The organism is Glycomyces xiaoerkulensis, assembly GCF_002798405.1.
Lineage (GTDB): Bacteria > Actinomycetota > Actinomycetes > Mycobacteriales > Micromonosporaceae > Glycomyces > Glycomyces xiaoerkulensis.
The window spans coordinates 109,670-132,342 of sequence record NZ_PGGV01000014.1; the positions used below are offsets into that span (position 1 = coordinate 109,670).

General features: G+C 70.3%; 17 protein-coding genes. 9 read left to right on the forward strand and 8 right to left on the reverse strand.

Features of this window, described 5'->3' with window-relative positions; translation table 11 throughout:
- Entirely contained in the window at positions 1-1,251 is a 1,251-nt protein-coding gene (locus CUT39_RS04605; protein WP_100444794.1) for a sugar ABC transporter substrate-binding protein, read from the reverse strand.
- Positions 1,252-1,312: 61 nt separating this feature from the next.
- Positions 1,313-2,338 (reverse strand): LacI family DNA-binding transcriptional regulator, encoded by a 1,026-nt coding sequence (locus CUT39_RS04610; protein ID WP_100444795.1) that lies wholly within the window; start codon positions 2,336-2,338, stop codon positions 1,313-1,315.
- 203 nt (positions 2,339-2,541) lie between these two features.
- Between CUT39_RS04610 and CUT39_RS04615 the strand changes: the two genes are divergently transcribed.
- From CUT39_RS04615 to CUT39_RS04625, 3 genes are all read left to right on the forward strand, one after another.
- Positions 2,542-4,710, forward strand: coding sequence for an RICIN domain-containing protein (locus CUT39_RS04615; protein ID WP_157930479.1), 2,169 nt, complete (start codon positions 2,542-2,544; stop codon positions 4,708-4,710).
- Between the two features lie 96 nt (positions 4,711-4,806).
- Complete coding sequence (locus tag CUT39_RS04620; RefSeq protein ID WP_100444796.1) at positions 4,807-6,519, forward strand: IlvD/Edd family dehydratase; 1,713 nt, start codon at positions 4,807-4,809, stop codon at positions 6,517-6,519.
- Positions 6,520-6,549: 30 nt separating this feature from the next.
- Positions 6,550-7,227 (forward strand): SDR family NAD(P)-dependent oxidoreductase, encoded by a 678-nt coding sequence (locus tag CUT39_RS04625; protein ID WP_100444797.1) that lies wholly within the window; start codon positions 6,550-6,552, stop codon positions 7,225-7,227.
- Between the two features lie 17 nt (positions 7,228-7,244).
- On the opposite strand, the gene CUT39_RS04630 is transcribed toward CUT39_RS04625, so the two are convergent.
- Both CUT39_RS04630 and CUT39_RS04635 read right to left on the reverse strand, forming a co-directional pair.
- Positions 7,245-8,237: an ABC transporter substrate-binding protein gene (locus tag CUT39_RS04630; protein WP_198586883.1), complete on the reverse strand. Its 993-nt coding sequence runs from the start codon at positions 8,235-8,237 to the stop codon at positions 7,245-7,247.
- Between the two features lie 379 nt (positions 8,238-8,616).
- Complete coding sequence (locus CUT39_RS04635) at positions 8,617-9,429, reverse strand: SDR family oxidoreductase (protein ID WP_100444798.1); 813 nt, start codon at positions 9,427-9,429, stop codon at positions 8,617-8,619.
- A gap of 90 nt (positions 9,430-9,519) precedes the next feature.
- On the opposite strand from CUT39_RS04635, the gene CUT39_RS04640 reads away from it, so the two are divergent.
- Positions 9,520-9,918: a winged helix-turn-helix transcriptional regulator gene (locus tag CUT39_RS04640; protein WP_100444799.1), complete on the forward strand. Its 399-nt coding sequence runs from the start codon at positions 9,520-9,522 to the stop codon at positions 9,916-9,918.
- Positions 9,919-10,131: 213 nt separating this feature from the next.
- Positions 10,132-10,761: a hypothetical protein gene (locus CUT39_RS04645; RefSeq protein WP_157930480.1), complete on the forward strand. Its 630-nt coding sequence runs from the start codon at positions 10,132-10,134 to the stop codon at positions 10,759-10,761.
- 235 nt (positions 10,762-10,996) lie between these two features.
- Here CUT39_RS04645 and CUT39_RS04650 read toward each other — a convergent pair whose 3' ends face one another.
- The 3 genes from CUT39_RS04650 to CUT39_RS04660 all read right to left on the reverse strand — a co-directional run bounded on the left by CUT39_RS04650 (position 10,997) and on the right by CUT39_RS04660 (position 16,029).
- On the reverse strand, positions 10,997-12,877 hold the full coding sequence (locus tag CUT39_RS04650) for an HNH endonuclease signature motif containing protein (protein WP_100444801.1): 1,881 nt from the start codon (positions 12,875-12,877) through the stop codon (positions 10,997-10,999).
- A gap of 417 nt (positions 12,878-13,294) precedes the next feature.
- A complete protein-coding gene (locus CUT39_RS04655) occupies positions 13,295-14,929 on the reverse strand; it encodes a sialidase family protein (RefSeq protein ID WP_100444802.1) in 1,635 nt (544 codons plus the stop codon).
- An 86-nt stretch (positions 14,930-15,015) separates the two neighbouring features.
- Positions 15,016-16,029 carry a LacI family DNA-binding transcriptional regulator gene (locus tag CUT39_RS04660; RefSeq protein WP_100444803.1) on the reverse strand — a complete coding sequence of 338 codons (1,014 nt, stop codon included), beginning with the start codon at positions 16,027-16,029 and terminating at the stop codon, positions 15,016-15,018.
- Positions 16,030-16,174: 145 nt separating this feature from the next.
- On the opposite strand from CUT39_RS04660, the gene CUT39_RS04665 reads away from it, so the two are divergent.
- From CUT39_RS04665 to CUT39_RS04680, 4 genes are read left to right on the forward strand one after another with little or no spacing between them, the layout of a single operon-like run.
- Positions 16,175-17,536: an ABC transporter substrate-binding protein gene (locus CUT39_RS04665; protein WP_100444804.1), complete on the forward strand. Its 1,362-nt coding sequence runs from the start codon at positions 16,175-16,177 to the stop codon at positions 17,534-17,536.
- 34 nt (positions 17,537-17,570) lie between these two features.
- Positions 17,571-18,485: a carbohydrate ABC transporter permease gene (locus CUT39_RS04670; RefSeq protein ID WP_232805584.1), complete on the forward strand. Its 915-nt coding sequence runs from the start codon at positions 17,571-17,573 to the stop codon at positions 18,483-18,485.
- A gap of 3 nt (positions 18,486-18,488) precedes the next feature.
- On the forward strand, positions 18,489-19,382 hold the full coding sequence (locus tag CUT39_RS04675) for a carbohydrate ABC transporter permease (RefSeq protein WP_100444805.1): 894 nt from the start codon (positions 18,489-18,491) through the stop codon (positions 19,380-19,382).
- 24 nt (positions 19,383-19,406) lie between these two features.
- Positions 19,407-21,455 carry a glycoside hydrolase family 2 protein gene (locus CUT39_RS04680; protein WP_232805586.1) on the forward strand — a complete coding sequence of 683 codons (2,049 nt, stop codon included), beginning with the start codon at positions 19,407-19,409 and terminating at the stop codon, positions 21,453-21,455.
- Between the two features lie 21 nt (positions 21,456-21,476).
- Here the strand turns inward: CUT39_RS04680 and CUT39_RS04685 are convergent, their stop codons facing one another.
- Positions 21,477-22,655, reverse strand: a complete 1,179-nt coding sequence (locus CUT39_RS04685) for a sulfotransferase family protein (RefSeq protein ID WP_157930481.1) — start codon at positions 22,653-22,655, stop codon at positions 21,477-21,479.
- Between the last annotated feature and the right edge of the window lie 18 nt (positions 22,656-22,673).

Below are 22,673 nucleotides of genomic sequence, written 5' to 3' on the forward strand. Positions count from 1 at the left end.
CTACTCCAGGGCGGATTCGGCGTCGGCCTGTGCTTGCTCCAGCGCCTCGGAGGGCGTGGCGGAGCCGGACAGCGCGTTCTGGACGGCGGTCCAGAGCTGTTCGGAGATGAGCGGGTAGTCGGTGCCGAGGTTGTCGCTGGTGCGGCCCTTGGCCTCGCGGACGGCCTCGACCCACGGTTCCAGCTCGGGCTGCTCCTCCAGCAGCGCTTCCTGTCCGTCGGCGGTGGGCGGGATGTAGTAGGCGAAGGTCGTGGCGGTCTCGACGAAGCCCTCGGGGGTGGTCATGCACTCCACGATCTGGCGGGTGACGTCGTAGCGTTCGGTGTCGGACTGCACGGGCGCGATGATGAACTCCCCGCCGGTGGGTGCGGGCGCGGGGCCGCCGCCGCGGGCCGGGATCTGGACGACGCCGGTTTCGAAGTCGGCCTCGGCGGCGCTGTTGACCTGCCAGGTGCCGTTGACGGCGAAGCCGTACTCGCCGGTGAGGAACTCTTCCCAGGTGGTGTTCTGGGAGTTGGTGAGCACCGAGTTCGGGGCGTAGCCGTCCTCGAGCCAGCCGGTCCACAGTTCGAGGGCCTCGACGGCCTCGGGCGAGTCGAGCTCGCGCAGGTCGGCGCCGGCGCCCCAGAACCAGGGCAGGAACTGGAACGAGCCTTCTTCGGTGCCGATGGCGGCGAAGGTGATGCCCTGATCGCCGTTATCGGTAACTTGTTCGAGCGCGGACGTCAGCGAGTCCCAGTCGCCGATCGAGGCCGGGTCGACGCCGGCGGCGTCGAGGACTTCGGCGTTGTAGTAGATCGCCAGCGTGTTGGCCCCGATCGGGATGCCGTAGGCGGTGTCGTCGACGACGCCGGCGGCGAGCAGGTTCTGGTCGACGCCGGACACGTCGAGGCCGAGCTCGTCGACGGTGGTCAGCATCTCGGTCTCGGCGAGGGTGGACACCGCCGGGTTGTCGAGCAGGATGATGTCGGGGCTGGTGCCCTCCTGGGCGGCCAGCAGGGCCCGGTTGGTCAGGTCGGTGGTGTCGGAGGCGGTGCGTTCGATGGTCACTCCGGCCTCGTCGCCGCAGGCGTCGACGCGGTCGGCCCAGTCGGAGTCGGCCTCGTGCTGGGGGTACGGGTCCCACCAGGTGTAGGTGTCGGCGCCTTCGCCGTCGTCTCCCGACGAGCAGGCCGCGGCCAGCGCGAGCGAGGCGGCGGCCAGGCCCGCCGCGGCGGACCGGGCGAGGGGCTTGCCTCTGCGGTGCTTCATTGGTTGTTCCTCCTTGAACGGGACCCGGTCGGCGGTGTTGCCGGCCGGGGTGAGGGATTGGTCATTGCCGGTCGGGTGGCGGGGCGGTGCTGCCCCGGTCCAGGAGTTCGGGGGTGATGAGCCGGACGACGTGGGGGCCGTCGGCGGTGGGCTGGTGCTCGATGCGGCGTACGAGCTGGCGGACGGCCATGCGGCCGAGCCGGTGGGGCGCGGCGTCGATCGAGGAGAACGGGAGCGAGAAGGAGCGGGCGAACTCGTCGGAGTAGCGGCCGACGACCGAGAGGTCGGCGGGGGCCGACAGGGCCCGCTCGTGCATGACGGTGGGCAGTGCCGCGGCGGCGGCCTCGTTGTTGAGCAGCAGGCCGGTGGCCCCGGGGTGGGCCTCGAGCAGGGCGTGCAGTTCGCGCCCGATGTCGGGTTGCGACGAGGAGCCGTAGGCGGCGTGGAGGGTGACCCCGCGCGCGGCGGCGGTCTCCAGGGCGGCGTTCTGGAGGCGCCACACGTAGGCGCCGCCGCGCTCGATGACGTGCTCGGGCTGGGAGACGAGGATCAGTTCGCGGTGGCCGAGCGCGTCGAGGTGCTCGACCATGGCGCGGCCGGCCTCTTCGAAGTCCAGGTCGAACACGTCGACGCCGGTGCAGTCGCCGGGCAGGCCGACCAGGGCGCCGGGTTGGGGCGCCGACCGCAGGACCGGCAGGCGGTCGTCTTGTTCGGCGACGTTGAGCAGGACGACGCCGTCGGCCATGCGGGAGTCGGTGATGCGCTTGAGCGCGGCCGGCCCGTAGGGGTCGGAGCTGAGCAGGATGTCGTAGCCGGCCTCGAGCGCGCTGTCGGAGACGCCCTGGATGTACTGCAGCATGGCCGGGGCGAACTCGTCGGGCAGGAAGCGGGCGAGCAGGGCGATGACCATCGTCTGGGAGGTGGCGAGCGTGCGGGCTCCGGCGTTGGGGGTGTAGCCGAGTTCGCGTGCGGCCCGGCGGACCCGCTCGCGCACCTCGTCCGAGACCGATCGCCGGCCGCTGAGGGCGTACGACGCGGTCGAGCGCGCTACGCCGGCGGCGCGGGCGACGTCTCCGATGGTGGCCAAGGGGTCCTCCTTCTTCGACCGCGAACGTTCGAACCGGTTCGAAGCATAGCGTGCCGAATCCGGAGACGCAAGTTCGGTTTGCAAGAGTTTCACCTGTTGAACGGGTACATATATCGAAGATCTTGCATCGAACGGCGTTCGAAGCTAACGTCCCGAGTGAATCGGATCATCGAACCGGTTCGTAATCTCATCGAGGAGACGCTATGCATCTCACATTCAAACGGACGCTCGCGCGCCTGAGCGTCCTGATACTCACCCTGGGCATGGCGGTGATCGGGTCCTCCGCCCCGGCCAGCGCCGCCGGCAACACCCTCACCGTCAACGTCGGCGACACCGTCAGGCCCGTCACGCACGTCGCGTCCGGAGGACTCTACGGCGTGGACTCCGGGTCGCCCTCGCTCGAACAGCTTCGCGCGCTGCGGCCCACGGCGTTCGTGCAGCCGGCGCCCGACACGCCGCACCTCGGCAACGGCGCGACCGAACCGTGCTGCGATTCGCTCGAGGTCGCCGACGACATCACCAACGCCGGCGCCAAGCAGTACATCCGCATGCCCGACATCTACCCGTCGTTCCCCTACCCGTGGGACGGCTGGGCGGACTGGGAGGCGAAGGTCCGCGACATGGTGCAGGACCGCCTCGACGCCACCGGCACGACGAACATCGCCGGCTGGGAGCTGTGGAACGAGCCGGAGCTCAACTGGGACTCCGACCGCGGCATGACGTTCAACCAGTTCTGGACGCAGACGCACAACGTCATTCGCAGCCTGGACTCGACGACGCCGATCGCCGGCCCGAGCTGGGCGTGGTACGAGAACGGCAAGATGCGGGACTTCCTCATCCACGCGCGCGACACCGACACCCTGCCGGACGTCATGGTCTGGCACAGTCTGGGCGAGCACTCGTACAACGATCTCGGTTCCGAGGTCGACGACTACCGGGCCCTGGAGAACGAACTGGGCATCAGCCCGCTGCCGATCTCGATCAACGAGTACGCCTCGTCCGATCAGGTCGACATCCCCAGCATCGCCGTGCACTACCTGTCCGTTCTCGAACGGCACGGTGTGCAGGACGCGATGCGGCCCTATTGGTTCGAGGCCGGCACGTTCAACGGCCTGTTCCACAACGGCCAGCCGACCGCGTCCTACTGGGTCTACCGCTGGTACGCCGACATGTCGGGCCGGATCGTGCAGACCGTCCCCGAGTCCTGGCTCGACGGCGTCGCCTCCTACGACGCCAGCAGGGAACGGGTCAACGTCATCTTCGGCGGCGACAGCGGGACCAACAACGTCCGGGTCGACGGTCTGGGCGAACTCGGCGGTCAAGTGAGCGTGCAGCTTTCGCGCACGAACGACACCGGCCGGCACACCAACCAGCCGAACAACATCGTGGTGTCGACCCAGGACTACACCGTTTCGGGCGGAAGCATCGACGTGGCCGTGCCGGACATGGACGCGGAGACGGCCTACCAACTGCTCATCACGCCCGCCTCCGGCGCGCCCTCCTGGCAGCGGACGTACGAGGCGGAGAGCGCGAACGTGAACTTCGCGGAGACGCTCTCCTCGGGCAGTGCCTCGAACGGCTACTACGTCGGTCAGATCGACAACGACACCGACATGCGGACGCACAGCTTCGTCGACTTCCTCGTCGAAGTCCCCAGCTCCGGCACATACACCATGGCCATCCGCTACGCGAACGGCGACGGGTCGGACGCGACGCACGGGCTCGCCTACAACGGCGGCGCATGGCAGTCGGTCACCTACCCGCCCACCGGCGACTGGGGCCAGTTCGACTCGACCGAGGTGTCGGTGGACCTCGACTCCGGCTACAACACGATCCGACTCGCCAAGGGATCGCCCAACTTCGACGGCGGCGTCGGCTACGCCGAGCTGGACAGCATCACGCTGTCCGACGGCGGCACGACACCGCCGCCACCGCCCCCGAGCGGCGACTGGGAGCGCATCCTCAGCCGGCACAGCGGCCTCTCGGTCGACGTGGAGGGCGTCTCCACCTCTGACGGCGCGAACGTGCACCAATGGGAGTACCTGTCCGGCGAGAACCAGCAGTGGCAGTTCCAGGACGCCGGCAGCGGCTACTTCAACATCGTGAACCGGAACAGCGGCAAGTGCCTCGACGTCGAGGGCGGCTCCACGGCCGACGGCGCCAACGTCTTCCAGTGGGCATGCATCTCCGACGCCCAGAACCAGCAATGGGAGTGGGTCGACGTCGGCGACGGCTACGGGCAACTCCGAGCCCGGCACAGCGGCCAGTGCCTGGACGTCTACAACTGGTCGACCGACAACGGCGGCGACCTGGTCCAATGGCCGTGCGTCAGCGGCAGTGCGAACCAGCACTGGTCACGCGCGGCCGCCTGAGCGAGCCGTAGCACCGGTCGGCCCGGAGGCGTTCGCCTCCGGGCCGACCTCGCCCGTAGATTGGAGCGGACAACCTACGTGAACAGGGAGGCGCCCGTGAAGCTCCGCAGCGACCACTGGTACGCCGGGCGGGACCGCAACGCCTACATCCACCGGGCCTGGATGCGCCGCGGCGTCCCCGGCGACGCCTTCGACGGGCGAGCGCAGATCGCCATCGCCAACACCGCCTCGGACCTGAGCCCCTGCAACCGGCACCTGTCCGAAGTGGCCTCGTCGGTGCGCGACGGCGTTTACGAGGCCGGCGGCGTCCCCCTCGAACTGCCGGTGATGTCGCTGGGCGAGACGCAGGTGCGGCCCACCGCGATGCTGTGGCGGAACCTGGCCGCGATGGAGGCCGAGGAGATGTTCCGCGCCAACCCCGTCGACGGCGTCGTCCTGCTCGGCGGCTGCGACAAGACCATCCCCGCACTGCTCATGGCCGCCGCCTCGGTGGACCTGCCGGCCGTGGTCGTCCCGGGCGGCCCCATGCTCAACGGCACCTTCCGGGGCGAGCCGCTCGGGTGCGGCACCGGCGTATGGAGGCTCTCCGAGGAGATGCGGGCCGGCACCCTCACCCCCGAGCAGTTCGCCCGGTCCGAATCGGCGATGATCCGCAGCCGCGGCCACTGCAACACGATGGGCACCGCCTCCACGATGGCACTGGTCGCCGAGGCCCTCGGCATGGTCACCCCCGGCCTCGCCGGCACCCCGGCCCCCGACAGCCGCCTGCTGGAGGCCGCCCACGGCACCGGCAGGCTGGCGGTGGACATGGTCGGAGCCGACCGCAGGCCGAGCACCTTCCTCACCGAGTCGTCGTTCCGGAACGCGATCGTGGCGCTGGCGGCCATCGGCGGGTCGACCAACGCGGTCGTCCACCTCCTGGCGATCGCCGGGCGCCTGGGCGTCGAGCTGACGCTCGACGACTTCGACCGCATCGGCTCCCGCGTCCCGGCCCTGGTCGACCTCCAACCGGCCGGCCGCTTCCTCATGGAGGACCTCCACCGCGCCGGAGGATTCCACGCGGTGCTGCGGGAGGTCCGCGACCTGCTCGACCCCGAGGCCCTCACCGTCACCGGCCGACCGCTGGCCGACCACCTCGACGACGCCCGGATCTGGGACCGCGAGGTCATCCGCGGCCGGGACGAACCGCTGGTCGCCGAGGGCGGCATCGCGGTCCTGCGCGGCAACCTCGCGCCCGACGGGGCGGTCATCAAGCCCGCCGCGGCCTCGGAGCACCTGCTGCGGCACCGCGGCCGGGCGGTCGTGTTCGACTCGATCGAGGACTTCCGGGACCGCATCGACGACCCCGACCTCGAGGTCGACGCCGACTCGGTCCTGGTCCTGCGCGGCTGCGGCCCCAAGGGCTACCCGGGCATGCCCGAGGTGTCGAACATGCCGCTGCCCAAGAAACTGCTCGCCGAGGGCGTCCGGGACATGGTCCGCATCTGCGACGGCCGCATGAGCGGCACCGCCTACGGCACCGTCGTCCTGCACGTGGCGCCCGAGGCCGCCGCCGGCGGACCGCTCGCGCTGGTGCGCACCGGCGACACGGTCGCCCTCGACGTGCCGGCCCGCCGGATCGAGCTGGAAGTGCCCGAGGAGGAACTGGCCCGGCGCACGCCCGACGAGGCGACCGTCGCCGGATTCGCCGCACCGGCCCGCGGCTGGGAGCGGCTCTACGTCGACCGCGTGCGCCAGGCCGACACCGGCGCCGACCTGGACTTCCTGACCGGATCGAGCGGCTCGGAAGTGCACCGTGAATCGCATTGACCCCCGACCACGACCGACAGGAGCGATGACATGACCGCCGAGAGGGCACTCGTGACCGGCGGCGCCGGCGGACTGGGAGCGGCCGTGGCCGAACGGCTCCGAGCCGACGGCCTGCAGGTGACCACACTCGACCTCGAAGGCGCCGACGTCGACATCGACGTGACCGACGACCGGGCGCTGCGGGAGGCGGCCGAGACGATCGGCCCGGTCGACGTGCTGGTCAACTCGGCCGGCCTGATCGGCCCCAACCGGCCGCTGACCGAGACCGAGCCCGAGCAGTGGCGGCGCGTCCTCGACGTCAACGTGGTCGGTACGGTCAACACGATGCGGTGGTTCGTCCCCGGGATGCGCGAGCGCGGCTGGGGCCGCGTGGTCAACTTCGCGAGCATCGCCGGCAAGGACGGGAACCCGAACCTGTCGATCTACTCCGCCTCCAAGGCCGCCGTCATCGCCCTGACCAAGTCCGCCGGCAAGGAGCTGGCCACCAGCGGCGTGCTCGTCAACGCCGTCGCGCCGGCCGTCATCGCCACCCCCATGAACGAGAACACCTCGCCCGAGGTGCTCGCCCACCTCACGAGCCTGATCCCGATGGGGCGCGTCGGTCGTCCCGAGGAGGTCGCCGAACTGGTCGCCTACCTCGGCTCCGACCGGGTGAGCTTCTCGACCGGCGCCGTCTACGACATCAGCGGCGGGCGCGCCACGTACTGAGGCCGGCCCGGCCCGGCTCAGAAGTCGCGGTGGTTGACTTCGTCCTCGAAGTCCTCGGGGCCGAAGGCGCCCTCCTCTACCGGGGTGAACTTGTCGACATCCTTGCCGTCCAGGACGTCCACGACGAGGTCCATCAGTTGCGGGCCGAACGAGGGGTTGCATTCGACGATGTAGTTGAGCCGGCCGGCCACGCCCGCCTCGAACCCGGCCCGGGACCCGTCGACGATGATGATCTGGACGTCGTCGCCCGGATCGTAGCCGGCGGCCTCGATGGCGTCGGCGGCGCCGATGCCCATCTCGTCGTTGTGGGCGAACAGCAGGTCGATCCGGTCAAGGCCGTGTTCGTCGATGAAACCCTCCATGACCTCCTTGCCGCCTTCGACGGTGAAGTCGGAGAACTCGGAGTCGACCAGTTCGTAGTCCAGGTCTTCGTCCTCAAGCACTTCGAAGTATCCGACGTTGCGGCCTTCGGCGGCCGCCGAGCCGGGTGTGCCGCCGATTTCGACCAGGCCGGCGTTCTCACCGGCGAAGGTCTCGACCGTCCACCGGGCGGCCTTGCGGCCCTCCTCGACGAAATCGGAGCCCAGGCGGGTCTCGTACAGGTGCTCGTCCGCTTCGTCGATGGCGCGGTCGGCGAGGATCACGGGGATGCCGGCGCGGTCGGCCTCGGTGAGCACTTCGGTCCATCCGGACTCGACCACCGGCGCCAGGACGATGACGTCGACCTCGTCCTCGATGAGTTCGCGGATCGCTTCGATCTGGCGCTGCTGATCCTGCTCGGCGTTGGCGAACTGGAGGTAGGCGATACGGTCGTCGTCGACCGCCGCGACCTGGATCGAGTCGGAGTTGGCCTTGCGCCAGGCGGATTCGGATCCCACTTGGACGAATCCCACTACGGGGCGGTCGTCGGTGCCGCCGAAATCGTGGTCGTTTCCGCCGCGGAGTCCGCAAGCGGCCGATGACAGTACGAGTAGGGCGGTCGCGATGGTCGCCAGGGGTCGCTTCACCACTGTTCTGCCGCCTTTCGGGAGTGATCGATGGCGAGGGGTCATGTCCACTGTCGACATGTTAGCGTTCACTACACGACATATTTTATCGATCACATGGAGAGGGAGCGCTCCACTCACATAACGAATCGAAACCGGTTGAGGGCCGACACCGCAACGGTGGTCGCCGCGACTCGACCGCGGCCGAATGCCGACTATACGCCGGGCATCGCCGCATTATGACAGATCCAAGGGAACTGTCGGACAGATGTGGATTGCGAACCGTTGCACACGTCAGTGGTCTGTTCACCACCGATCGCGCCCAACGGTCCCGGTACGCGCCATGCGCGCACCTCGAATCCGGCTCAGTATTCCAGTCGGCCTCGGTCCCGCCGATCGGGCCTCACCGGAAGGCCCCGGCGTTTCGCCGGGCCCAGTCTGCGAAGCTCCGAGCCGGTCGGCCGGTGATCCGCTCGACCTCGGCGCTGATGCGAAGTTCAGCCTCGTTGGGCTCGCCCAGCGCCTTCAGCGCGCCTTCGACGACCAGCACGGACCAGACCTTCGAGAACTCGGTCAGGGCCTGTTCCCGGGTCAGCTCGACGAAATCGACCGGTTCGCCCAGCGCTTCGGCCACCGCCCGCGCCTGCTCGCGCGGGGTGACCAGCGCCGGGCCCGTCAGGTCGTAGGTCCCGCCCTCGTAGGCGGGCTCCAGGAGCGCCCGCGCGGCGACCTCAGCGACGTCCGCCGGATCGATATGGGGCAGACCGACATCGCCGAACGGGGCCGCGATCGACCGCTCGGCGCGGACGGATTCGGCCCACAGCAGCGCGTTGGAGAAGAAGCCGCCGGGCCGCAGTATGGTCCACTCCAGACCCGACTCTCTGACGGCGTCCTCGAAGCCGCCGAGCCCTTCCTCGGGCCGAGTGGCGACCCGGATCGAGGACAGCAGCACCACCCGGCCGATCCCTGCCGACGCCGCCTCCTCCAGGACCGGCGCGAGGTCGAGCCCGGGATCACCGGTGAGCAGGAACAGTTCCTTCCCGCCGGCGAAGGCGGGCTTGAGGGTCTCGGCCCGGGTGAGGTCGGCCGGCCGATGCTCCGCACCGGCGCGGCCCTCGGCACCGCGGGCGACGGAGACGACGGATTCGCCTGCGGCGGTGAGTTTCTCGACGAGCGGTCGGCCCACGTTGCCGGTGGAGCCGGTAACGACGATCATGATCGGTTCCTTTCGCTTCGGCTGCGGAACCAAAGCTAGGAACCGGACTTACACGTTCGAGAAGTACGTACCCCGAAGTAAGCTCAGGGCATGGCGGAAGGAAATCAGGTCGCCGCATGGGGACCGCCGGACGGTCGTGAGGTGTTTCACTCCAACTGCCCGGCCAGGCAAGTGCTCGACCACGTCACCAGCCGCTGGGGCGTGTGGGTCCTGATCGGGTTGCGGGAGGACGATCTGCGGTTCTTCGAGCTGCGCGAGCGCATCCAGGGCATCAGCGAGAAGATGCTGTCCCAGACCCTGCGCCACCTGGTCCGCGACGGCCTGGTCTGGCGCCGGGTGGAGCCGACCATCCCGCCGAAGGTGACCTATGGCCTGACCGATCTCGGCCGGGGCGTCTGCGAACCGCTGGCGGCCATGTTCGATTGGATCCGCGACAACGCCGACGACATCCGGCAGAGCCGGTCCGACTTCGACGGCGCCGAACAGTAACCCCGGTGTCGATCCGCTGCCGCTGAGAGTGCGACCGAGACGCCTGGTGAGCCCGGCAATGGCTGCGCGTGCGTTGGCGGGTGCGGGGACCGTGGCCGATCGCGGTGCGCTACGGCGGCGATGAAGAGGTGGGAGAGACAGCGTCGAGAGCCGCTTGCACTCGGCACCGTCCGCGCTTCGCACCCGTATGGACGATGAGAAGGTGATCTGACGATGGCACAGCCGACCGAACCGAACGAGGAACGGCTTCGCCGAGCACCGACGACGATCGGCGACGAAGCCAGCCGCTCCAATGCTTCGCCAGCACCGAGCAACCGCACTGGCAGTGGTCGACGCCTCAGGATCGGCCCGACACTGGCCGGTGCCGCGGCCACACTGGCGCTCGGCTTGCTGATCTTCGGCCTCATCGCTACCGACCTGGACGACAATGGCAACGATGAGGCGAGCGATGCCCTGTCCACCGCCGAGGTGATCGCATGCTCCGACCTCATCGCCGAAGGCGAAATCGTCGCGGTGGAGCAGTCCGATACCCCGGACCGGATCGTCGTGACCTTCGACGTGCAGGATGCCATCGCGCCCGCCGAGGCGTCCGGAATCGTCGAACTCGAATTTCTCGATCCCGTCGTGGCCGATGAGATCGACCCGCTCACGCCTGGAGAGCACCTACTGCTGCTGGTGTACGAACGCAACGACGAGGCCCCCGGGGTTGTCCGCGGCGACGACATCGAGGATCGACGCTCGCACTTCGAGGATTCGTTGCCTGACGCAGACGAGGCCACGTGCCCGGCCTATATGCAAGAGGGCAGCACGGCCGACCCACCCTCGGTTCCGGGAGACAGCTGAAGCGATCTCAGGGACCGCTCCTGCGGCCGGGTCCCCGGTGTCGGCCCCGGTCGGGCACTCAGCGGACTCCCGCCGCGACCGGTGATGTGGAGGCGTCGTCCGACGTCGTCCGTGCCCTGGCGGTCGAGGCGGTCGCCGAGGCGATCGAAACGGTCTGACCGGGTCCGCCTGGTGGGCCCGGCAATGGCTGCGCGTGGGTGGGCGGGTGCGGAGTCTGGTGGCCGGTCGCGGTGCGCTATGGCGGCGATGAAGAGGTGGGAGGCCGGTGGGGCGGGTGTTCGTGGCCGGGTCCCGATCGGGTGGGCGTGTGGCCGTGGTGGCCGGGCTGTGGCGGTGAACGGGGGCGGTTGCGACTGAGGAGGTAGTGGGTGCGGGTGGGCATGGGGAGGTGCCCGACCGGCCGCTTCCGGTTCGGGCTCGCCTGTATCGGTTCGCTCCTCCCCGCCGCGGTCGCCCGCGGCGGGCCGGCTAAGAACGGGATCGGATCGTGCTTTGAGTGCAACTCGCCCTTGATATCCGGCGGCGGTGCCGCGACGGTGACGGCGGCGGCCGGTGGTGGTGTGATGGCTGGTGGCGCGGTCTCCGGTGGGGCCGAACCGGTCGGCTCCGGCTCGGTGGGTGCGGGCGGGGTCGGTTCGGGTCCGCCGGTGGCCTGGGGGCCGGTCTCGCTCCGGTAGCGGGCGCGGGCCCGCCGGCGGGCGGCTCGGGCCGCGGCCAGGTCGGCCTCGAGACTGATCTGCTCGGCCCACCCGTCCAGCTCCTCCCGGTACCGCTCGGACCACTCCTGGGGATACAGCCCGGTGGGGAAGAGGTTCTGCACATCGTGCGCGAAGCCGGCCTCCAGATCAGTGTCGGTCCGGTGGTCGGCGCAGCCGCAGGCGGTGACGTCCCCGGCCGTGCAGGCCGGGTCGTGGTGGACGATCAGGGCCTGCCCGGGGCCGGTCTTGGCCACCGACCATCCAGGCGTGTGGACCCGTCCATGATGGAATCGGCACAGGAGGATCAGATTCGACGCTTCGGTGGGGCCGCCGTCGACGAAGTGGACGATGTGGTGGGCCTCGCACCAGTGCACCGGCCGCGTACACCCGTGCCAGGCGCACCCGCCCGGCTGCTCGAGCTCGAGCTTGCGGCGCAGGGCCGCACCCGGCACCCGGACCGGGCGGCCCTGCTCGAGCGACTCGCCGGTGCCGTAGTCGAACACGCTGGGCACCACGATCGCTTGGCAGGCGGCCCGGCGGGCCGACTCGAGACTGACCGGGCGGCCCTCCAGGGTCGGCACCCGCCCCGTGTCGACCCCGCGGAGGGTGTCGAGGTCGGCGGTCAGGTGCAGCAGGGTGGTGTGCCCGTGCCGGGTCGCGGCGGCCGGGTCGGTGCCGTAGACGGCCAGCATGTGGTGGAGGGCCTCGGCGCGGTCGTTGGCCGCCGCCGGCAGCAGCCCGTCCTCGTCGGCCTGGTCCTGGCGGGGCGGGGGCGCGGCCGTGGTCAGCAGCTTGGCGAACATCGCCCCGGTCTCGGAGGCGAGCATCCCCGAGACGGCCCACATGCCGCCCTCGAGCTCGACCAGATCGAGGCGCTGGAGGGACTGCTCGGCCAGCCCGTCCAGGAGCGCCTCACCGTCGTCGAGGGCCGCCTCCAGCTCCTCCAGGTGGGCGGTGAGCCGTTCGGGGGCGTGGCGGCAGTACTGCCCGATCAGCTCCTCGGGGGTGGCGCAGTGGGCCTCGGGGTCGAACGGGGACGGTTCGGGGGTCCGGTAGGGGGTCTTGGCGTACACCCGGAGGGCCCGGGTGCGTTCCAGGCGGCGGACGGTGGCCGCCACCGGATCGATCCGCGCCGCCCCCGAGACCGCCGCCTCGGCCAAGGCGGGGAACTTCTTGGCGCAGCGGGCGACCGCGGCCAGGTCGGCCGCGACCCGGGCATGGAAGTCGAACTTCGCCTGCAACCAGTCCCGCAGCCCGGAGAACCCGTCGGCCTCGCGGTGGAGGCGCCCGGTCTGGGCGTCGATCACCGCCGCCAGGGCCCGGGCGTGGAAGGCGTTGACCGCGGCCGCGGCCTCGGTCAGGCGGGCCCGGGTCGCATGGGCCCGCTCGGACCGCTCCCGGTCGTCGCCACCGGCCATACCCTCGCACCCCCGCTGCGCCGCTCGGTTCGAACAAACCACCGGTTTCGGCTTGTTCGTGCTATATATCCATGGTTCCAGCGCAGCACCCGTTCGGCATCACCCGAAAGGGGGAGAAAACACTCACGTTCGCCACCGGACACCCTGCGACACAACCGGACACGAGGATCCCTCACCGGCACCGCGCCACCCGGCCCCGAACGACCACCCCGACCGGCCGACCCCGCCTACGTCGCCGCCCCAGCACACCGGGGCCATCCCGGCGCGACACCCCGCCCACACACCCACCACCAATACCGAACTCCCCAGGCTCAGGCGCCACCACACCACGTCCCGACTCGGAGGGCCGCGCTGTAGCTATCCGGGTGGCGGTCCCGCACAGCGGAGGCTGCACGGGACCGCCGGTCGCTCACCGGGTCAGGACGGCCAGGTCCACTGTTGGGTCCACAGGCCGTTGCAGTCGTAGATCTGCAGTTGCGTGCCGTCGTCGGTTCGCCCCTCCGGGGCGTCCAGGCAGCGGCCCGACTGCGGGTTGCGGAGCGAGCCGTCGGATTGGACCTCCCATTGCTGGCCTCCGACGCCGTTGCAGTCCCAGAGGATCACCGGGGTGAAATTGGCCGTGCCGTTGCCGTCGATGTCGAGGCACTTGCCGAACGCCCGGACCGTCCCATCGGGAGCGAGCTCCCAGCGCTGGCCGGTGGCGTCCCCGCAGGTCCACAGTTGCACGGCGTTCCCCCGGTCGGCGGTGTTCGTGTCCACGTCGAGGCACTTGCCGCCCGGGCCGGGCACCTGGCCGGTCGGTCCGGGCGCCTGCCCGATGCCGAACCGGACCTCGCACCGGTTGCCGTCGCCGAGCCAGGTCGCGGCTAGGTAGAGGTAGCCGCCGCCCTCGCGCGGGATCGCGGGGGTGGAATAGCCCGGGCAGGACGGTTCGCCGGAGTTGTAGCCGCCGGTGGGGTCGACGGTCACGGGCGCGGCGTGCTCGGTCCACGGCCCGTCGCCGAGGTTCGTGTTAGCGAACAGGACGGTCCCCGACTCCGAGAGCACGGTCTTGTCGCCGGTGGGTCCGGAGACGACCCGCTGGCCGGAGATGAGCACGGTGCCGTTCGGACCGCCGCCCGGAACCCACGACACGTACGGAGTGTGGAGCAGTTCGCGGTCGTCGGCGGTGGTCACCAATGTGCCCGGATCATCGGCCGGAGACCAGTCGATCCCGTCCGGGCTCTTCTTCACCCAGACCTCGCAGGCGTGATCGGGATCGGTCGCGTCGCGGCACCGCTCGTAGGCCATGACCACCGACCCGTCGGGCAGGTCGGCGAAGGTCTGCATCCCCGGGCGGGCGTACGGGTCGCCGGGGAAGGCGACGTCGTGCGTGATCTGGGAGTTCCAGGTCTGTCCGCCGTCGGCCGACGTGTAGTGGCCGATGATCTGGTTGTTCGTGGGGCTGTTCTCGGGGCGCTCGTCGGAGATGAAGCAGGCGAGCGAATCGTCATCGCCGACTCGGAAGACCGGCTCCCAGATGCCGTGGCCCCACGTGTCCGGCATGCCGGAGGTCTCGGTGCAGTTCGACAGGTACTGCCAGGTCAGTCCGCCGTCGGTGCTCTTGAACACCTCGACCTTCTGGGCGGTGTAGTCGCCGACGTCCCAGGCGGTGCCCGAGGCGAGCAGGTCGCCCTGGTTCAGGCCCGGGATCGACCTGGGGACCTCGAAGAGGGTCGGGGCCTCGAGATCCCAGCCGGGCGTGTTCGAGGTGACCGTCGAGAGGTGGGCCCACGACTGGCCGCCGTCGGTGCTGCGGTAGACGGGGAGGTCGCCCGGCTGGCCGTGGCCGCTCCGGGCGAACGTGGCGAGCATGGTCGGGTCGGGCGATCCGTCGTGGTCGAGTCGGATCGCGCGGGGGTAGCCGGCGGTTCCGGAGGCTCCGGGTGAGTAGAGGACTTCGCCGGGACCGGCCGCGGCGGCCGGCGCGGTGAGGGCCGCGCCGGTGCCTATGAGCAGGCCCAGCGCTGTGAGCAGCGCGAGGGCGAGCCTCGCTGGTCTGGTTCGGTTCATTGCGGCTCCTTCGACGCAAAGAGGGGTGTGCACTTGCACACGATGGCAAACTCAGGATGCCCGAGATTTGCATACGTTGCAAGCCCTCAGTGGCCGCCGGTGCTTTCGCGGGGGATCACCCGGTGGGGCACGGTCACCTCGGCCGCGGGAGATTCCGGGTCCGTGATCCGCGCGTGGAGCCGCTCTACGGCCTGCCGCGCCAGGTCGGGAGTGTCGAGCGAGACCGTGGTCAGACTCGGGCGGGCGTAGCGGCCCTCCTCGAGGTCGTCCATGCCGATGATCGCCACGTCCTCGGGGACGCTCAGACCGGCGTCGAACACGGCGCGCATCGCGCCCAGGGCGAGCAGGTCCGTGAAGCAGAAGATCGCGTCCGGCGGCTCGGCCGACCGGAGCAGCTCGGTGGCGGCGGCGTGCCCGTCGGCACGGCGGTAGCTGGCGGCGGGCCGGATCATCGACTCGTCCCGGTCCAGTCCGGCCTCGTCCACCGCGCGCAGGTACCCGGCCGTCCGCTCCTGCGGCGTCGCGTAGGTCTCGGCCGGCTGGGCGCCGATGGCCGCGATGCGCCTCCGCCCCAGCGAGGCCAGGTGGGCGGCGGCGTCGTGCGCCGCGCCCTCGTTGTCGATGGCGACGTGGTCGAACCGGCCGTCGAAGGAGTACTCGCCGAGCAGGACCAGCGGAATGGTCGAGCGTCGCTCCATTTCGAGTAGCTCGGACTTGGTCACCAGCGGGCTGAACAGAATGCCGTCGAACAGCATCGTGCGCTCGCCGCCGGTGAGGAGCTGGCGCTCGCGCTCGTGGTCGTGGCCGGTCTGGTCGATCATGACCCGGTAGCCCATCAGCGCGGCGGCGTCGATCACCTCGCGGGCCAGCGCGGAGAAATAGGGCAGGTCGATCTCGGGAACGACGAGGGCGAGTACGCCGGTGCGTCCGGTGCGCAGCCGCTGCGCGACCGGGTTCGGCCGGTAGTCGAGGGCCTCGATCGCGGCCTCGACCCGCGCGCGCATCTTCTCGCTCACGTGCGGGTATCCGCTCACGACGTTGGACACGGTCCGCACCGAGACCTGGGCGTGCTCGGCGACGTCCCGCAGCGTGGTTGCCATCGAATCTCCTCTCGACGCGAGTAGCATATCGCCTGCGAGTGGATCCTTGCATCGTGTGCAAACGTGGGGTACGTTTTGCACACGATGGAAAACCCGGCCGTCACTCGACGACCGGGGTCGAGCCCCTCAACACGAAGGAGTGTTCATGCGACGCACACCACGACACCGCCTGGTACTGGCGACCGGGGCACTGTCGGCGGGCCTGGTCCTCGCGGCCTGCGGGCCGTCGATCGACGGCGGCGACGGCAAGGAGGAGAACGCCGGCGACGCCCTGCAGGCGCCCTCCGAGGACTCCCCGTCCGGAGAGATCACCATCTGGAACCGCTCGGGCGACCTGTACAACGTCTTCGACGCCGCGATCGACGACTTCAACGAGGTCTACCCTGACATCGAGGTCGACCACCAGACGGTGGACATCGACGCCAAGCTGCAGAACACGCTCATCACCGGCAGCGACGTGCCCGACGGGGTCTTCCTCGACGACGCCAAGGTCGGCGGCTACGCCGACTACCTGTGGGACCTGCGGGAGGTCCTCGACCCCTACCTCGAGGACATAGCGCCGCAGAAAGTGGACGTGAACAGCCTCGACGGCTCGATCTACGGCGTGCCGTTCGACCTCAACCCCGGCCTGCTGTTCTACAACGACGCCGCCCTGAGCGAGGCGGGCGTCGACGCCACCTCGATCGAGACCTACGACGACCTGCTCGATGCCGCCCGCGAATACCAGGAGGCCGAGCCCGGCTCCGGGCCCATCCACCTGGAGCAGAGCGCGTTCCTGGGCCAGCTCCAGCTCGAGATGTTCGCCGGCCAGCTCGCCACGAGCCTGGCCGACGCCGACGGGGAACTGCGCCTCGACACCCCTGAGTACCTCCGCATCCTCGAATGGCTCGACACCGTCCGATCCGAAGGGCTCGGCACCCGCGCCGAATACCTCTCACCGTCGGACGTCGGCGCGCTCGAGGCCACCGACCAGGTCTTCTACCCGTGGGCGATCTGGTTCAACTTCGCGCCCCAGCAGCAGCTCACCGAGACCCGGGGCGACTGGCGCGCCATGCCGCTGCCGGCGTGGGAGGAAGGCGGCGCCCGCGGCGGCGCCATGGGCGGCTCCTCGTTCGTCCTGCCCAAGGACGGCGAGAACGCCGACCTCGCCTGGCTGTTCTACGAATTCCTGATGTACGACGAGGCCGGCTACACCGCGGTCTACGGCCCCAACGACATCTACCCCGACGGGCTCAACACCTCCATCCCCGCCTACGAACCGGCCGCCGACCCCGACGACCCGCTCTTCGGGCCGATCGAGGCAATGGGCGGACAGGACCTGTGGTCGACCGCCGTCGAGGCCGGCGAGGAGATCCCGGGCGGCGCCCCCATCCCCGCGTGGTGGGACGGCGCCGTCGACTACCTCGGCGTCAACATCCAGCGGATGCTCGACGGCGACATGACGCCCGAAGAGGTCCTCGCCCAGTCCAGCGAGGACATCCAGGAGAACCTGATCGACCGCCAGTAGCCGCCGGCCGCACCACCGCGATTGAGGAAACCCCTTGACGACCACCGCACTCACAGCCGACCCGGCGCCGCAGCGCGGCCATCGCCGCGCCGTGCTGCGGCGCCAGCTGGCGCCCTACGCGTTCATCCTGCCGTTCATCGCCGTGTTCGCCGCCTTCGGCGTCTACCCGATGATCTTCACCCTCCGGCTGAGCTTCACCGACTGGCGCGGCTCCGGGACGGCGACCTGGATCGGCATCGACAACTACACGTACCTGCTGACCAACCCGGCCTTCTGGGGCTCGATGGCCAACTCCGGCGTCCTGTGGCTGCTCATCGTCCCGGCCCAACTGGTCCTGGGCGTGCTGATCGCCGTCGCACTCGACAACGCGAAACTGCGCCTGCGCGGCTTCTACCGGGTGGCGTTCCTCGTGCCGTTCGTGACGCCGCTGGTCGCGGTCGCGCAGATCTGGGTGGTGATCTTCGACCGCGACTACGGCGTGGTCAACGGACTCCTGGGCCTGGTCGGACTGCCCGACGTCGGATGGCTCACCACCAGCGCGTGGGCCAAGCCCACGCTGGCGCTGCTGTTCCTGTGGAAGACCACCGGGTTCGTGGTCATCATCCTGCTCTCGGGGCTGCAGGCGATCGACCGGTCCGTCTACGACGCGGCCGAGATCGACGGCGCGAACCGCCTCCGCCGCCTGTGGTCGATCACCGTCCCGCTGCTCAAACGCACGCTGCTGTTCGTCGTCGTCCTGCAGACGCTGGCGGTGTTCCAGATGTTCGCCGAACCCTACGTGGTGACCGACGGCGGGCCGTACGGCTCGACCACGACCGCGGGCCTGTACCTGTACGACCACATCAACCGGGCCGACCTCGGGACCGGCGCCGCCAACTCGTTCCTCCTGGTGATCGTCGTGATGCTCATGTCCCTGTTGTTCGTCCGGCTGCTCCGAACGGAGGACTGACCGATGACCGCAGCGACCCGCGTCCGCGTCCGTCCCCGCCCGCCCCGGGTCACCGCCGGCGTCCGGACCGCCGGAACCCAGGCGTTCCTCTGGGTACTCACCGTCGCGTTCCTGGCGCCGGTCGTCTGGGCCGTGGTGTCGGCGTTCAAACCCGCCACCGCGATCGTCTCCGACCCGCTCGGGCTCGACATCGGCACCCTCACCTGGGACAACTTCAAGCTGATGTTCGCCGACGTGCCGATCGGGCAAGGCTTCGTCAACACCGCGATCGTCCTGGCGGCCAAGGGCTCGATCACCCTGTTCTGCGCCCCGCTCGCCGGGTACGCATTCGCGAAGTACCGGTTCCCCGGCAGGAACCTGCTCTTCGGCACCGTCCTGATCACCCTGATGCTGCCGGTCATCGTGCTCATCATCCCGCTGCTGCTGGAGATGAAGGAGCTCGGCTGGGTCAACACCTACCAGGCGCTCATCCTGCCCGGCGCCGTGGACGCGTTCGCGATCTTCTGGATGCGCCAGGTCATCGCCGAGATCCCCGACGAGCTCCTCGACGCCGCCCGCATCGACGGCTGCGGGGAATTCGGGATCTTCACCCGGATCGTCCTGCCGGTCATCAAGCCCGCCATGGCGGGCCTCGCGGTGCTCACGGTCATGAACATCTACAACGACTTCGTCTGGCCGGTCGTGGTCGCCAGCTCCGAACGCATGGCCACGCTCCAGGTGGTCCTGTCGACCCTCGCCCAGAACATCACCGGGAACCGGATCGGCGCCGACTACGCGACCGTGACCGGTGAACTCCTGGCCGCCGTCTCGGTGGCGATGATCCCGCTGCTGATCATCTTCGTGTTCCTCCAGAAGCACTTCATCAACGGCATCCTCGCCGGAAGCATGAAGGGCTGAACCACCATGCGAAAGGTTCCTCACGTGACCGCACTGCCTCATCCCGACTACCCCCGTCCCGACCGGGACCGGTCCGACGCCTGGATCCCGCTCGACGGGCCCTGGGACTTCGAGAGCGCCGACGGGAGCGCCACGATCACGGTCCCCTTCGCCTGGGAGACCGCGGCCTCCGGGGTGGGGCGCACTTGGCTGGAACGGGCGACCTACCGCCGCTCGGCGACCGCACCGCCCGAATGGGGCGGTGCGCGGACGTTCCTGTGCTTCGGCGCGGTCCACCACCACGCCCGCGTCCTGGTCGACGGCAGGCCGATCGGCGAGCACACCGGCGGGCACACCTCGTTCGAGTTCGACGTCACCGACGCCCTCCCGCCCGGATCGACCGCCGAGATCCGGGTGGAAGTCGCGGCCCCGTCCGACAAGCGCGAGATCGCCCACGGCAAACAGCGGTCGATCCCCCGCGACGACTACGACGGCGTGGCCTTCACCCCGACCTCGGGCATCTGGCAATCGGTATGGCTCGAGGCGCGCGGCAGGACCCACGTGACCGAGATCCACCTCGACGGCGAGTCGCTGACCGGATTCGACGTCTCCGGCCGCCTGGCCGGGGACGCGCCGGCCGGCGCCGCGGTCCGCCTCCGGGTCCGGGGAACCGGCGAGGCGGTCGAACTGGCCGCCGACGCCGCGGGCCGCTTCGCGGGCCGCCTCGGCCTGGAGGCCCCGCGCCCCTGGTCGCCGGCCGACCCCCACCTCTACCGCGTCGACGTCGCCGTCGCGGCCGAAGGCGCGCGACCCGACCGGCTCACCGTCACCGGCGGTCTCCGCTCGATCGAGACCGACGGCGAGCACCTGCGCCTCAACGGCGAGCGGCTCTACGTCCGCGGCGTCCTCGACCAGGGCTACTGGCCCCGGTCCGGTCTCACCGCGCCCGACCACGACCGGCTGGTGGCCGACCTCGAACTCGCGCGGGATCTGGGCTACAACCTGGTGCGCAAGCACCTCAAACTCGAGGACCCGCGCTGGCTGCACCGGGCCGACACGCTCGGGATGCTCGTCTGGGCCGAGCCGCCGGCCCCGAGCCGCTACACCGAGCGGTCGGCGGCGGCGTTCACCGCCCAGCTCGCGCCGATGGTGGAGCGCGACCGGAACCACCCGTCGATCGTCGTCTGGGGTCTGTACAACGAGGAATGGGGGCTCGACTGGGACATCCCCGGCAGCCCCGAGCGCGCCGGGGCCGCGGCCGCCGCCTACGACGCGCTGCGCGCGCTCGACCGGAGCCGCCCCGTCGTCGAGAACTCCGGCTGGGCGCACGTCAAGAGCGACCTGGTCGACTGGCACTACTACGACGAGGACCCGCGCACCTGGGCCGACACCCTCGCCTCGCTCGCCTCCGGGGACCGGGAGGACTTCCCGGTCAAGCTCGGCCCCGACTTCGTGGTCGACAAGTCGTTCTACGGCTCGGACGACTTCCCGCGCACCGGCGTACCGATCCTCAACAGCGAGTACGGCGCCGGGTTCACCAGCCTGGAGCGCGGCTGGCACCTGCGCTGGCAGACCCAGGAGATCCGGCGGCACGACCGGTTCAACGGGTACGTCTACACCGAACTGGCCGACGTCGAGCACGAGATGGCCGGCCTGGTAGACGCCGAGCGCCGGCCCAAGGACATCGCCGGCCTGGATCCGAGCGACGTCAACGGCGAGACGGTCCTCGTGGTGAACCTGGTTCCGGCCGCCGCCGGCGCCGACATCCCGGTGCCGGCCGAGCCGTTCACCCTCGAGGCGCACGTGTCCCACCACGGGGCGGCGCTGCTCTCCGGGCGTGTGGTCGCGGCCTGGGTGCCCGGCGGCACCCCGTCCCGCCTCGCCGAGGTGCGCGCCGATCACGTCAGCGCGCCGTTCAAGGCCGAGCCGTTCGTGCTGTCGGAGGCCGTCGGCGTCAGGGTCGCGGCCCCGCAGGGGCCGGCCAGGCTCATGCTCTGGGCGCTCGACGAACATGACGCCGTCCGCGCCCGCACGTTCGTCGACGCCGCGCCGATCGAGGAGCCGAACCGGCGCGGAGCCCGCCGCGAGGCCTGACCGCGGGCCGGGGCGGCACTGTCAGCCGTTGACGGCGGTGACCATCCGGACGTAGTCGCCGAAGGCCCGCTGGATCCGGTCCTCGGTCAGCCCGTAGGCGCCGATGCAGTACTCGTGCTTGCGGTCGCGCACGGGTCTGCCCACGGCGCGATCGAGGTGTTCGGCGTCGGCGTCGGTCCAGGCGGTGCCGAGCCGCTCGTACAGTTCGGGGACGTAGCGCTCGGGGGCCGAGGCCAGCCGGTGGTAGGGCACGTCGATGACCGCGTCCCGGTGGCGTTGCCGGAACCCGCGCCCGCGTTCGACGGTCTCGGCCATCAGATCCAAGGCGAACCCGCCGAGTTCGTCCCGGTCGACCCGGCGCACGAACAGGCTCTGGGCCAGGTCGGCCAGGGAGCACAGTGAACCCATCACCGTGGACGGATCCCGGTGGGTCCACACGAACGTCGCGTCGGGGAAGACCTCGCGGATGGTGTCCATGTGGGCGAGGTCGAGCGGGTACTTCAGCACCCAGCGCCCGGCGAGGCGGCCGTACTGGAGGACCTGGAGGGCCTCCTTGAGGAAGCGGTAGTCCTCGACCGGGTCGCGTTCGTCCAACCAGGCGCGGTAGCGCGGCATCGGGGCGTGGAACAGCAGGTGGTAGGCCCCTTGCGGCAGCAGGAACATGCTCTCTTCGGGCTTCTCGGCGTCGACCGGGTGGATGAAGTCGAAGTCCGGGGCGAAGCGGGTGGTGTTGAACTGGCGCCGGACGGCCTTGATGCGCCGCTGCTCGACCTCGGTGCCGCGCCGCAGGTCGGTGTGCATCATCTCCCACAGCTTCGGCCCGCGGTGGTGGGGCGAGACGGCCAGGATGTTGTGGGCCAGGGTGGTCGCGGTGCGCGGGAGTCCGACGACGAAGATCGGGCGCCGGATCGCCTCGGCGCCGATCTCGGGGTTCTGGCGGTGCAGGTTCCGGATCCGCAGCCGGTTGACCAGCCGCTGCTTGGCGTCCATGGTGGTCGTCATCCAGCCGATCGGGGTGAGGCCGGGAACCTCGGCGACGCAGTTGATCAAGAAGCGGAAATCCTCGATCCAGGACCGGTCCTCGTCGCCGACCCGGAGGCCCGCGGTGCGCTCGGCCGCGGCGATCGCCTTGTCCCAGGCGGCGTCGGGGTCGGCGCGGGAGCGCAGGGCGGGCGAGAGGGCGAGGTTGTACAGCTTCAAGACGGGGGTGGTCCGACC

What these genes read in the sequence shown, in the direction of transcription:
- CUT39_RS04640 (WP_100444799.1), top strand. Translation starts at nt 9,520, where the DNA reads ATGGCGGAAGGAAATCAGGTCGCCGCATGGGGACCGCCGGACGGTCGT.
- CUT39_RS04665 (WP_100444804.1), top strand. Translation starts at nt 16,175, where the DNA reads ATGCGACGCACACCACGACACCGCCTGGTACTGGCGACCGGGGCACTG.
- CUT39_RS04645 (WP_157930480.1), top strand. Translation starts at nt 10,132, where the DNA reads ATGGCACAGCCGACCGAACCGAACGAGGAACGGCTTCGCCGAGCACCG.
- CUT39_RS04605 (WP_100444794.1), bottom strand. Translation starts at nt 1,251, where the DNA reads ATGAAGCACCGCAGAGGCAAGCCCCTCGCCCGGTCCGCCGCGGCGGGC.
- CUT39_RS04615 (WP_157930479.1), top strand. Translation starts at nt 2,542, where the DNA reads ATGCATCTCACATTCAAACGGACGCTCGCGCGCCTGAGCGTCCTGATA.
- CUT39_RS04660 (WP_100444803.1), bottom strand. Translation starts at nt 16,029, where the DNA reads ATGGCAACCACGCTGCGGGACGTCGCCGAGCACGCCCAGGTCTCGGTG.
- CUT39_RS04625 (WP_100444797.1), top strand. Translation starts at nt 6,550, where the DNA reads ATGACCGCCGAGAGGGCACTCGTGACCGGCGGCGCCGGCGGACTGGGA.
- CUT39_RS04635 (WP_100444798.1), bottom strand. Translation starts at nt 9,429, where the DNA reads ATGATCGTCGTTACCGGCTCCACCGGCAACGTGGGCCGACCGCTCGTC.
- CUT39_RS04650 (WP_100444801.1), bottom strand. Translation starts at nt 12,877, where the DNA reads ATGGCCGGTGGCGACGACCGGGAGCGGTCCGAGCGGGCCCATGCGACC.
- CUT39_RS04675 (WP_100444805.1), top strand. Translation starts at nt 18,489, where the DNA reads ATGACCGCAGCGACCCGCGTCCGCGTCCGTCCCCGCCCGCCCCGGGTC.
- CUT39_RS04655 (WP_100444802.1), bottom strand. Translation starts at nt 14,929, where the DNA reads ATGAACCGAACCAGACCAGCGAGGCTCGCCCTCGCGCTGCTCACAGCG.